General features: G+C 43.5%; 12 protein-coding genes and 3 pseudogenes. 7 read left to right on the top strand and 8 right to left on the bottom strand.

What is annotated here, in order from left to right:
• From HMPREF0658_RS05405 to HMPREF0658_RS10975, 6 genes and pseudogenes are all read left to right on the top strand, one after another.
• Window positions 1-256: pseudogene (locus tag HMPREF0658_RS05405) on the top strand (plasmid mobilization protein); the annotation flags it as partial.
• Window positions 240-1,319, top strand: a complete 1,080-nt coding sequence (locus tag HMPREF0658_RS05410) for a relaxase/mobilization nuclease domain-containing protein (RefSeq protein ID WP_006949215.1) — start codon at window positions 240-242, stop codon at window positions 1,317-1,319. The pseudogene HMPREF0658_RS05405 and the gene HMPREF0658_RS05410, both read left to right, overlap by 17 nt.
• Before the next feature lie 607 nt (window positions 1,320-1,926).
• Window positions 1,927-3,009: pseudogene (locus HMPREF0658_RS05415) on the top strand (site-specific integrase); the annotation flags it as partial.
• A gap of 254 nt (window positions 3,010-3,263) precedes the next feature.
• Entirely contained in the window at window positions 3,264-3,683 is a 420-nt protein-coding gene (locus HMPREF0658_RS05420) for an HU family DNA-binding protein (protein WP_006949218.1), read from the top strand.
• 175 nt (window positions 3,684-3,858) lie between these two features.
• Window positions 3,859-4,533 (top strand): peptidase E, encoded by a 675-nt coding sequence (locus HMPREF0658_RS05425; protein WP_099838925.1) that lies wholly within the window; start codon window positions 3,859-3,861, stop codon window positions 4,531-4,533.
• 38 nt (window positions 4,534-4,571) lie between these two features.
• A complete protein-coding gene (locus HMPREF0658_RS10975) occupies window positions 4,572-4,865 on the top strand; it encodes a hypothetical protein (RefSeq protein WP_139047727.1) in 294 nt (97 codons plus the stop codon).
• A gap of 220 nt (window positions 4,866-5,085) precedes the next feature.
• Here HMPREF0658_RS10975 and HMPREF0658_RS05430 read toward each other — a convergent pair whose 3' ends face one another.
• Genes HMPREF0658_RS05430 through HMPREF0658_RS05440 form a run of 3 tightly spaced genes read right to left on the bottom strand, consistent with a single transcriptional unit; the run spans window position 5,086 to window position 7,236 of the window.
• Window positions 5,086-5,988, bottom strand: coding sequence for a radical SAM mobile pair protein B (locus tag HMPREF0658_RS05430; protein WP_006949221.1), 903 nt, complete (start codon window positions 5,986-5,988; stop codon window positions 5,086-5,088).
• A gap of 17 nt (window positions 5,989-6,005) precedes the next feature.
• Window positions 6,006-6,770 (bottom strand): MBL fold metallo-hydrolase, encoded by a 765-nt coding sequence (locus tag HMPREF0658_RS05435; RefSeq protein WP_006949222.1) that lies wholly within the window; start codon window positions 6,768-6,770, stop codon window positions 6,006-6,008.
• A 13-nt stretch (window positions 6,771-6,783) separates the two neighbouring features.
• Entirely contained in the window at window positions 6,784-7,236 is a 453-nt protein-coding gene (locus HMPREF0658_RS05440) for a cupin domain-containing protein (RefSeq protein WP_006949223.1), read from the bottom strand.
• A 120-nt stretch (window positions 7,237-7,356) separates the two neighbouring features.
• Here HMPREF0658_RS05440 and HMPREF0658_RS05445 point away from each other — a divergent pair, with 120 nt between their 5' ends.
• A complete protein-coding gene (locus tag HMPREF0658_RS05445) occupies window positions 7,357-8,262 on the top strand; it encodes a helix-turn-helix domain-containing protein (RefSeq protein WP_006949224.1) in 906 nt (301 codons plus the stop codon).
• A 104-nt stretch (window positions 8,263-8,366) separates the two neighbouring features.
• Here HMPREF0658_RS05445 and HMPREF0658_RS05450 read toward each other — a convergent pair.
• The 5 genes and pseudogenes from HMPREF0658_RS05450 to HMPREF0658_RS05470 all read right to left on the bottom strand — a co-directional run.
• A pseudogene (locus HMPREF0658_RS05450) lies at window positions 8,367-8,668 on the bottom strand (helix-turn-helix domain-containing protein).
• Between the two features lie 88 nt (window positions 8,669-8,756).
• Window positions 8,757-9,641, bottom strand: a complete 885-nt coding sequence (locus HMPREF0658_RS05455) for an SDR family oxidoreductase (protein ID WP_006949226.1) — start codon at window positions 9,639-9,641, stop codon at window positions 8,757-8,759.
• 551 nt (window positions 9,642-10,192) lie between these two features.
• A complete protein-coding gene (locus HMPREF0658_RS05460) occupies window positions 10,193-10,498 on the bottom strand; it encodes a helix-turn-helix domain-containing protein (protein WP_006949227.1) in 306 nt (101 codons plus the stop codon).
• Window positions 10,495-10,839 (bottom strand): helix-turn-helix domain-containing protein, encoded by a 345-nt coding sequence (locus HMPREF0658_RS11845; protein WP_238305473.1) that lies wholly within the window; start codon window positions 10,837-10,839, stop codon window positions 10,495-10,497. Before HMPREF0658_RS11845 ends, HMPREF0658_RS05460 begins: the two co-directional genes overlap by 4 nt.
• On the bottom strand, window positions 10,811-11,077 hold a 267-nt coding region (locus tag HMPREF0658_RS05470), incomplete at its 5' end, for an HU family DNA-binding protein (RefSeq protein ID WP_006949229.1). The genes HMPREF0658_RS05470 and HMPREF0658_RS11845, both read right to left, overlap by 29 nt.

An 11,077-nucleotide genomic window follows, 5' to 3' on the forward strand; every position in this document is an offset into this window, starting at 1 on the left:
GAATGGTGAAGTAATTGCCGTCCCTAAGATGACCGACAATGAAAGGGAAGCTATCGAGCTACTCAGACGAACTGCCTACTTCTTCTCACATATTTCCAACCTTATCAAGGTAAAGGATGATGCGTGGGTACTGATTACTCAAAGTCTTTCTTATCTGGCAAGGGAGGCATTTAAGCGTTTCTTCAATCCCAAATACCGCATTGAGGAAAGAGCAATTAAACTCTTAAATCTAATGGAGAATGATAGGAAAATGTAAGGCGATAGCGCACGGAAGCACGGCTTTAGACTATATTTTCAGAGAGGGCAAGCTCGGTAGTCGGCTTGCCTTCCACAATCTTTGCAGCAGAGAACCGAAGGCTATCTACGAGGAAATGAAGATGGTCAGCGATTACAACACACGTTGCAGGAACAAGTTCCTCCGCATTGAAATCGGTATCGCACCACAAGACGAAAGAAAGCTACCTGTGTCAGAACTTATGAGGATAGCCCATCTGTTTGCCAAACAAATGGGACTTGACAACCACCAATGGGTAGCGGTAACGCACAAGGATACCGATAACAGACACCTCCATATCATTGCCAACCGCATCAGCCTTTACGGAGAGGTCTATGATACCACCTTTGTGAGCAACAGGACAGCAAGAGTGGCGGAGGAAATCAGCCGCTCGAAAGGCTTGACCATTGCAAAGGAGGTCAGGGCGGAGAGGAAGCATCAGAAAGTAAAAGCCAATCCTACGAGAGAACAGACCAAGCAACAAATACAGAAGATTTGCTATGCCTTACTTGAAAAATACAAAGGCACAGGCATCACTGGGCATTCCATGTTCCTCTACGACCTTAACAAGAGTGGTGTAACCATCGAACGCTTGAAGAATAAGCAGGGCAAAGTCTATGGTTTGAGGTTTTCCTACAATGGACAAAGTTTCAAGGCTTCCGAAATCGGCAGGGAGTTCGGATACCACTCTTTGCGGAAAAACTTTGAGATAGCCAATAAAGCCGAAATAAAGGAGACGATAACAAAAGCTCACACAATGGCACACGAGACTGCAAAACATAAAACTCACTCAGACACAGGCTATCAACTTGTTCCTCCCAGCCGTTCGTACATACCGCCTACAAAAGCAAACGAAAGTTCATCCATTGCACAAGCCGTAGGAAATGTAGCAAGCACCGCCTTGAATGCTGCCGAAGAAATGATTTTGGGAGCAGGTGGACTTATTAATCCACAGATACACGGCGATGATTATGCCGAGACAGCCTGGCAGCACAAACTTAGAAATCAAGCCAAGAAAAAGAAGAAGCGAGGAAGAAGTATATAACAGCTCCTATCTATTTCCAATCGCTCAAAAACTCAAGGATGAAGTAAAAGAGCGAAAATCTTATCAAAAACGTTTGTTATTCAAAGCAAATGATTATCTTTGCAACTAGAATAACAAGCGTTCTTTGTTGATGTAGAAATATGCGATTAATAGCACTTCGCTCGTTTCCAAATCGTTACCTGTTTAGTTTGTATTATAAGGTAACTTCTTCTTTCTCAATTAGATACGTTTTAGAAATCATCTTTATACGTGGAGAACAAATTATCCAGACTTGGAGAACAAATTATCCAAACGTGGAGAACAGATTATCATGTCGTAACTAATCAATGAAAATGAAGAAATATCGAAATTGATGTAAACTAACTGATAATGAGGAGGGAATACACGAATTGGCATAATACTGCTCTATTGTAAAGGGCAGAAATATGCAGATTTAGGCAGAAGTTCAGTTACCAGAGTGTTACCTTGTTTTGATGTTGGTAACGATGGAGAAGAAATAGGTAACTGAATTATTATCGTTCGTGTGGCTGTTGCTTCGGTCGGCAGTTTTCTGCGTAAGTGAGGAACGCTTTAATTCAGGTAATTTTGCCCACAAATATTAAAGCGTATGAAAACAGAGAAAATGAAGGTGTTGCTCTACCTTAAAAAGAGCGGTCTGGACAAGTCGGGGAGAGCTCCGATTATGGGGCGTATTACCATTGAGCGTTCCATTGCCCAGTTTAGTTGTAAACTCTTCTGCAATCCCGATTTATGGAATCCACGTGAAAGCAGGATGGATGGTAAGAGCCGTGAAGCGGTGGAGATTAATGGGAGATTGGAGAATTTGTTGCTTTCCATTCAGTCTGCCTATCAGTCGTTGATTGCCAAAGGCCTGCCATTTGATGCAACCGATGTAAAGGAACTGTTTCAAGGCAGCGTACAGGCAAGATGCAGGCTCATCGAAAGGTTGGATATGCTTATCAAGGAGCGTGAAGCACACATCGGTATAGATATGAAGAGAGAATCTATGTCTACCTATCGTCTCACCCGAAAACGATTGCAGGAGTTCATTCAGAAGAAATACCATGTTTCGGATTTGGCATTCTCGCAGCTTACAGAAAGCTTTATCTATGAATTGCAGACATTCTGTCTCGGTGAACTCGGTCATCAGCAAAGCACATTTTTCAGAGTTGCAGCAGATTTGAAGACCGTCTGTAGGCTGGCTTATCGTGAGGGGATGGCTGATACGCTTCTGTTTGATAAAGTACATATAGAACGGGGATACAAGAAAACACCCAAAGCTCTTAACAAAGAGGCATTGGATAAACTCAAAGCACTCCGCTTTGATGAATTGGAAGAAGAAATGGAAGCCGCTCGTGATATGTTTCTCTTCGCCTGTTATACCGGTGCAGCCTATTGTGATTTGATGGAACTAAGCAAGAAGCATCTTGTCCGTGATGATGCAGGTAGTTTGTGGTTGAAGTTCAACCGACAAAAGACGGGTGTGCTTTGTCGTATCAAACTGTTGCCGGGAGCAGTTCGATTAATTGAGAAAATGCACAGCGATGAAAGGGAAACACTGCTCCCCCATATCAAATATCCCACTTATCAGTCCTGTCTTAAAGCCTTGCGATTACGGGCAGGTATATCTTTTCCTTTTACTTCGCATACTGCAAGGCATATCTTTGCCACACTCATCACATACAACCAAAGCTCTTGAACTTTCAACAAAAAGCTTAAGAGCTTTTCGCGAATTACTTATAAGCTTTTTGTAAAAAGCTTAAGAGCTTTTGCTTGATTACTCAAGAGCTTTTTATGAATTCCCGGTAAGCCTTTATGAAAAAACTTATAATCTGTAGGCAATAAACTCGTAGATATGGCGTTATCAGAGAAAAAGAACTCCCTGCAGAGCTAATACCTCCGGCGATGTGGGGAAATGAACGGAGGTACGAAAATTGAAATATTATGGCAAACAAACCATTGCAGTATGTTCTTACGGAACGCAAGTTGAATGTCGGCTCGAAAGCCGGACAGATTGTGCAGATTGCCCAGCCGACGGGTAGACATCGTGTCGATTTCCGGAATTTCTGTGAGCGTGTGGCAAAATCAACAACGTTCAACCGACAGGAAGTGCAGGCCGTGCTGAGCTATGCCACGGAGATTGCGCGTGATATCGTGGCTAACGGTGACATTGTTGAGTTTGGCGAAATCGGTACGCTCAAACCATCATTCAAGAGTCGTGCAGTGCCTAAGGGGCAGAAGTTTTTGGCCAATGTGCACATCGAGAAGCCGGTAGTGCGGCTCGTGCCCTCAAAAAAATATTTCACGCTTACGGATGTAACTTATGAGCTGACTGAGAAACCGGCGCAGAAGGCTAAACCATAAGCGGTGGAATGACTGTCGGCTGACAGTGTTGTGGGGTAAGGTTGCGGAGGTTTGTGCCTGCCGCTACCTTGCTTCTTAATAAGTTTAATTTATTGAATGAATAGAAATGAGGCAATTTGCATTTATAGTTTGCTTGTTGTTTGCTATCTGTGTGAATGCGCAAAAAATAAAAGGAATGGGAGAGAATAAGACTGCTCGGGAAGAAGTGGCAAACAGGAATGATAAGTTGGGGAGAAAGTTGTTCCTGGCATCATCGTTCAAAGATGTGGCAAAGTTTTTTGTCGATTTTGCCGGTGGAGATTTAGAAGGTAAAAGGGTGACATTTATTCCTACAGCAAGCATCCCTGAGTCAGTGAAGTTTTTCGTTAGTTCGGGTAGAAAAACTCTTGAGAAATTAGGGCTGACGGTAGATGAATTGGAGCTGACGCAGGCGAGCGAGCAGGAAATTCGGGATAAGTTGGAAAAGAACGATTATATCTACATCACGGGCGGAAATACGTTTTTTCTTCTTCAGGAGTTGAGAAAAACGGGGGCTGACGAAATCATTGTCGAACAGATAGAGCAAGGGAAACTGTATATCGGGGAGTCGGCCGGCTCGATAATTATGTCGCCTAATATCGAATATGTTAAAGAGATGGATGATTGCAGAAAGGCTCCCGAGCTTCCAGACTTTTCTGCGTTGCACGTTATTGATTTCTATCCTTTGCCTCACCATACGAATTTCCCATTCAAGAAGGTTGTTGAGAAAATCATTGCGGCATATGGGGAAAGGATAGTTCTTTATCCAATAAGCAATACGCAAGTTATCACGGTAAACGGAACAGAAGTTAGGGTTGAAGGTCGAAGATGAGTTTGCGGGGGTGACCTAAGTTTGTAACAGAGAGCGAACTGATAGGTTTCTTTGGTGTAACATGGAGGAAACTCAATTATAGTCTGCAACTACTCCTCAAAGCATATCCCCTGCAACCCGAAGAAAGGGATGCAGGAGAGTTGGAAGTATTCGTAAATAGGCAGTTAAAATGTTATGCTCCGCTTTATCCGCTCACAAACATCATCGCTTTGTCTTATCAATTGGACAGCATGGAAGCATACTTCTTCAGGAAATACATCTGCCAAGAGTTACAACGTCCTGCATCTGTGATGGAGCAGATATTCCTATATGGAAGTGGCAGTATCAATTGATATGCTTTTCTCTTTCACCGATATTATCTTACTACATAACTACAAGGAAAGGTAATACGGTGAAAGGAAGAGGTTTGGCGTTGTAGTCAGAAAGTAGGAATGGTTATTACTACCGTCTAACTACATGCTACTCTGTTTTTTGAGGCCTTCAAGTATACCGAAAGCCTTATAAGTAGTTATTCTCCAAGTAGTCTATCAACAGTAGAGATACGCATCTGTTTTATTGCATAACATTCCTTTTACCCGTATTTCCTGACCCTCTGATTTCTTCGTGATAAAGATAATTCACTATCGAGGGATGTCCTTTGGGACTTCGTTCGTAAGGTAATTCATTATCCACATACTTACATTGAGCCTCCTGCGCCATTTTCGCAGCCTCTTGCTCCAATTGCTTCCAATATGTTCGGTCTTTATGCAAATAGATTTCTTCATAAAGTGGGAACAAATGGGGATAGTGTGATTTGATATAACCCATAATGTTGGCCTTAAAACCACCCCGCAGATTGAGGTTCTCAAGCCAAAAGAGGTCGCAAATATCTTTCACTTCATGAAAAATAGCTTTGAAATTGGTGATGCCAGGGAAGATGGGCGACACAAAACAAATGGTTCGGATGCCCGCCTCGTAGACCTTTCGCATGGCTGCGATGCGCCGCTCTATGCTCACGGCCTTGTCCATGTCGGCACGAAATGTCTCATCAAGCGTGTTGACTGACCACGATACGGTGACTTTCTTCATTTGCCGGAGCAGGTCAAGGTCGCGCAACACGAGGTCGCTCTTTGTACAAATGAGTATTTCTGCATCGCTGTCTTTGAGCTCTTCAAGCAGTTTACGTGTCCTGCGGAACGTTGCTTCTTCGGGATTATACCCATCGGTCACTGATCCAATAACCACGCGTTGTCCGGCATATTTCTTCGGATTCTTGATTGCAGGCCAATGCTTCACGTCTAAGAAAGTGCCCCATTCTTCTTTATGTCCTGTGAAGCGCTTCATGAATGAGGCGTAACAATACTTGCAAGCATGGGTGCAACCCACGTATGGATTCACCGAATAGCCACCAACAGGGAGGTTGGACTTGGTCATGATGCCACGCACCTCTTTCGTTCCAATGAGTGTTTTTGCCATATATCTTCCTTTATTCTTTATAAATCCTCTACCGTTTCACCGTCTTCAGGAATAAAGACGCGGTCTAAAATTCCTGCCACTTCCGCACGCTTTCTCACCATTTCACGCGTCACGCTATTATGGTTCACGCCTTCAAGATGCGTCACAAATAACTTTGCATCAGGTGCAGCTGCAGCAACTTTTACCACATCTTCATCGTTCATAATAACGCGTCCACCCAAGCGAAAGCCATTGCCACCAGCATTAAGGGTGATAACCTCGGGGCGAAAACGCTTCAAATTGCGCTTCACACCAGCATACCAGATGGTGTCTCCGGCGTGATAGAGCGTCTTTTCTTGTGGATGAGTGAATACATAACCCGCTGTATGTCCGGCAGGATACTTCATGATGAAATTACCATGCTGGCTTTCGGCCTTTTGTATGCTCACTTCCCCAATCCTTGTATTGTCGCCGACAACTTCCACATGATTAAATCCATGCGACATCACCACCTGCCGATTGTTTTCGTCTTGCACAAAAAATCGCATATCTTTAGGCATCATTTCATAGGCCGCCTCATCGATATGGTCATCGTGTAGATGGGTAAGCAACACCGCATCTACACCTTTTAGCATCTCTTCTACAGGAAAAGGTAGTTCATGAAGTGGGTTGCGCAGGTGTTGATTTCTACTAAAGGGGAAAGGAGGCATGCAGCCTTTCTTTCCCAACATGGGGTCGATCAGAATTTTCTTTCCCCCATATTCAACGATTATCGTTGCATTTCTTATTTGCTGGATATTCATTGTTTATTAACAATTAAAGTTTAACATTGGCTTCCAGCATAATAGCATCCTTCAGTGGTTCATCATCATCAGAGAACGAATTTGCCTTATATTGTACACAAAGCACGAGCATTTCGCTGCTGCCTGTGTTCTTGAAAGCACGTTTGCCATTGGGCGCAATTCTCACGATGCTTCCTTCTGAAACGGGAAATCGTTTGCCGTCTACATCGAAAATGCCTTCACCTTTAAGAATGAAATAAAGCTCTTCGTGAGTTTTATGGATATGGCGTGTGCCATAATCCTGCCCAGCAGCAAGACTTTGGAAAGACAATTCTGCGCCTGTTGCTTGTAGTGCATGTCCGGCAAACATCTTTCCTGGGATAGAGAAATTGCCCATAGCCAACTCATATTCCTTAATTTCATTCAACTTACCTACGTTCACCGTGGTGAAGTTCTCACCTTTTTCTACAATTTTAATTTCTTTCATAATGCTATTTTGTTTTGATTACGAGTGCAAAGGTCGTGCATAAAACAAAGACACATTCTACCATTAATAATATATGCTCTACCATTTTGATAAGCCATTAATTATTCGTACATTTATTGCATGAAATTAGAGAATCACCCCCAAGAACTTACACAAGTTCCTTTCAGCAAAACGGAATGTGGTGTAGACTTCAACATCAATACCGATACGCACGAGCGTTTGCGGGGCGTATTGATGGAGTATCCGTCTTTCAAAACCAACTTCTTCGAGTTGTTTTTCTTCAGGAAAGCATCCGGGTGGCTGCGTTATGGCTTTCAACATATCGCGTTGAAAGACAATACGGTGCTGATACTTTCGCCGCACATCCATCAGGAGTGGCACATTGATGAAAGCCAAACGGATTATCGTTTCCTTATTTTCCGTGATGATTTTCTTTCAACCTATCTTGCCGATCCTTTCTTTACTTATCGTTTGCTTTATTGCTACCAAACAGATTTCCCACCCTATCTGTCGGCTACAGCTATGGAACGACAAGAATACGAGCGTTTGCTTGTGCGGATAAAAGAAGAACTCAACCATCCTCTTGCCGACAGCTATCACATCATCGTATCCTTGCTTCATTATCTGCTCATGACCCTTAATCGTAGGTATTCTGCTCAATACCATCTGCCTTTTGATGCCCCCAAGAACCACCATGCCTTTGAGTTCAAACAACTCTTAGAGAAGCATATTCGCCAATACCAGCAAGTGGCCGACTATGCAGCCATGCTGAACATCAGCCGCATCACATTGAATGCTTCTGTACAGGCACAATATGGGCAAACGGCCGTACATTTGCTGAAACAACGTCTGCTTGCAGAAATCAAGAATGAAATACTATTCACTGACAAAACTACCAGTGAATTGGCATACGAATTCAATTTCTCGGAGCCGGGACATTTAATGCGTTTCTTCAAAAAACAAACAGGACAGACGGTTACGGAGTTTAAAGAAGAATATAAAGGACAACAGTTTACCGCAGAATAGAAAAATGATTAAACGAAGAACTTACCAATAAACGAACGGCACTTGAAACAGATATATCTCTGCTCAAGTGCCGTTATCCATTCACCAATATACGCTTATTGCCTTTATCCTGTCCGACTACCCTTGTAATTCTCCTCCAACATACTCTCCAAGTCCGAAGCCTTGTAGAGTATCTTTCCTGCAAACTGCGTGTAGGGAATAATCTTCCTGTCTCGGTAGTCCTGCAAGGTACGGGGACTGATATACAGCCGCTCGCACACTTCCTTTCCTGTGAGGAAAAGTTCGCCAGCAAAGGGTGGCTTGTGTGTCTGTGCCACTTCCACAATTCGTTTCCCTACACCTCTTAATGTCAAGACGACCAATTGCATCTCGCCGTCTCTATGTTCAAATCTCTTGTTGTTTCCATCGGTAAAGGTAATGACGTGCGTGCGCCTCTCAAAGAAAGTAGGAGAGAAGAACCTATGACTTCAAATACTCTGCAAAGCACTACCAAATTATAGTTCGTCAACAGACTGAAGAAAGAATTTCTCCAACCGTTCTTGCCCAAAGGTTGGAGCTTGCATATCCATTGCCATAGCGGTTAGGAAGAACTCAAAAGGTCCGTAGGTTTTGGAAGAAGTGAATGTATGCAAAAGGAAGAGAATGAAACGGCGTACTACATCGGGAAGATGGTGAATAGTTACAGACATATCACAAGCTCGCAATGCCAGTTCTGCAATCTGATTATGGGTCAACACGTCTGGCCCGCCAATACAGAGTTCCTGTTGGTCACTTTGTAAGATATCGACGATTGCCCGGGCAAGATCGTTACCATGGATTGGGTTCATATGCAGCTCACCGTGTCCGAAGAGCCATACGCTCCCATGCTTTGCCATTTGCAAGAAATCTTTCATATCAGAGAAGAACCCTGTAGGACGAATGATGCAATAGTCCATTCCTGAACCTTTAAGATAATCGACCAGCCGTTCTTTGGCTTCGCAGATTTTCAGATGCCGCATTTGTTCACCATTGAACACAGAAACATAAACAAAGCGTTTCACACCACTGCGGCGCGCTTCGTTTATCAGATTGACATTCGCTTGAAAATCCACATCCATATAGGTCTTCCCCTCTTTCTGCCATGTAATACCGACAGTGCTAATCACTACATCAATGCCTTCGCAGATGCCTTTCAGCGTATCGGCTTGTGTTACTTCGCCAGTCCTGATGTCTAAATGCGGGTAGGTACTGATAATGCGTGAGGGATTTCTTACCACAATTCTAGTAGAATAACCTTGACAAAGGAGTTCATCCATTACAAATCTTCCGAGATAACCAGTTGCACCTGCCAACAGTACACGGAATTGTGATGCAGGAATTGTATTATGGTTAGTTTTCATCTTGTTACTATTTTTGTATGTCTGATGAGAATGTGGAGTGTCAATAATCGCTGCGACAGGCTCATCCCATCGCAGCGAAAATAATTAAAACAGGGGCAAGTATTACGGCTGTTCACTTCCTCCGCCCCCGCCAGCCGGTTTCTTCTTTGTCTTCTTTGCAGGTGCCTCAAGAGAAATAAAGTTGAGCAAAAGAAGCCTTGGGGAAACCGTTTGTTTATGGAGAATACGGCACGCTTCGTGCACGTATACAAAAGTATAAATGCGGTTTTAGATATTAGGAGAGAGTGTGTTGGCAGATTATTTGAAACACACAAATATAAAGCGTTAAAAGTTGCAGAGAAATTCCTATTTTTCTGTAATAGCATCACGCCTTTATTGCTATGTGTCAAACAATTATTACTATTCACGATGACAAAGATACAATAAATATTATAAAATGAACCCAAAAAGAACGAAAATTCTTATATTGAGACATAAATAAAACGGAACTTGGAGTAGATGCATCTCTATCCGAGTACCGTTGTCCGTTCAGCAATATACGCTTATTGCCTTTATCCTGTTCTACTGCTCTTGTAATTCTCCTCCAGCATCTTCTCCAAGTCCGAAGCCTTGTAGAGTATCTTCCCAGCAAACTGTGTGTAGGGTATAATCTTCCTGTCGCGGTAGTCCTGCAAGGTACGGGGACTGATATACAGCCGCTCGCACACTTCCTTTCCTGTGAGGAAAAGTTCGCCTGCAAAGAGTGGCTTGTGTGTATCCGCCACTTCTACTATTCGTTTACCTACACCTCTCAATGCCGAGACAACCAGCTGCATCCCGTCCGTCTCCATGTTCAAGTCTCTTGCTGTTTCCATCATATCTGTCTGTTTTTAGGTTTGTTCGACTTCGTAAGAAGAAGTGTTTCCACATCCTCGCGCTTGTAATAGCACTTGTGTCCGATTTGCGTAAACGGTAGCACACCTGTATCACGATAATGTTGCAAGGTGCGCTTGCTGATGTTCTGCAAGCGGTAAACATCTTTTGTTATTGTTTGTTGTTTCAGATCTTTCCTATTTCCATCGGTAAAGATAATGGCATGTGTGTGCTTCTCAAAAATCAAAAATCCGCCACAAGCATAACGGGCTTGCAGCGGATAATACAAGATAGAACCCTGTAAGGTCGAATGCCTCCTACGGCTTTGGTTTCTTCTTCTTCGCATCCTCCTTCTCTGCAATCATCTTCACCTCCACACCTTGGATAAACTGCTTTTTACGGGTGCGGTCGGCAGCCGTCCAGTGTGTTTCGGGTTGAAAGTTCAGGCGACTGCCCAAGATGTTCTTTGCAGGCGAAAAGTCTTTCTCCGTGGCGGCAGGCTTCGTTCGCAATCCTACCTTAAATGACCCGAAGCCGTCGAGCACCACGCGGTCGCCGTTCTTCAGGTGGCGGCTCATCACGTT

The organism is Hoylesella marshii DSM 16973 = JCM 13450 (genome assembly GCF_000146675.1).
Taxonomy (GTDB): domain Bacteria; phylum Bacteroidota; class Bacteroidia; order Bacteroidales; family Bacteroidaceae; genus Prevotella; species Prevotella marshii.

Bases quoted from the DNA above. Each gene is read 5' to 3' on its own strand.
- HMPREF0658_RS05410 (WP_006949215.1), top strand. From the start codon at position 240: ATGATAGGAAAATGTAAGGCGATAGCGCACGGAAGCACGGCTTTAGAC.
- HMPREF0658_RS05420 (WP_006949218.1), top strand. From the start codon at position 3,264: ATGGCAAACAAACCATTGCAGTATGTTCTTACGGAACGCAAGTTGAAT.
- HMPREF0658_RS05425 (WP_099838925.1), top strand. From the start codon at position 3,859: ATGGGAGAGAATAAGACTGCTCGGGAAGAAGTGGCAAACAGGAATGAT.
- HMPREF0658_RS05430 (WP_006949221.1), bottom strand. From the start codon at position 5,988: ATGGCAAAAACACTCATTGGAACGAAAGAGGTGCGTGGCATCATGACC.
- HMPREF0658_RS05435 (WP_006949222.1), bottom strand. From the start codon at position 6,770: ATGAATATCCAGCAAATAAGAAATGCAACGATAATCGTTGAATATGGG.
- HMPREF0658_RS05440 (WP_006949223.1), bottom strand. From the start codon at position 7,236: ATGAAAGAAATTAAAATTGTAGAAAAAGGTGAGAACTTCACCACGGTG.
- HMPREF0658_RS05445 (WP_006949224.1), top strand. From the start codon at position 7,357: ATGAAATTAGAGAATCACCCCCAAGAACTTACACAAGTTCCTTTCAGC.
- HMPREF0658_RS05455 (WP_006949226.1), bottom strand. From the start codon at position 9,641: ATGAAAACTAACCATAATACAATTCCTGCATCACAATTCCGTGTACTG.
- HMPREF0658_RS05460 (WP_006949227.1), bottom strand. From the start codon at position 10,498: ATGATGGAAACAGCAAGAGACTTGAACATGGAGACGGACGGGATGCAG.
- HMPREF0658_RS11845 (WP_238305473.1), bottom strand. From the start codon at position 10,839: ATGCGAAGAAGAAGAAACCAAAGCCGTAGGAGGCATTCGACCTTACAG.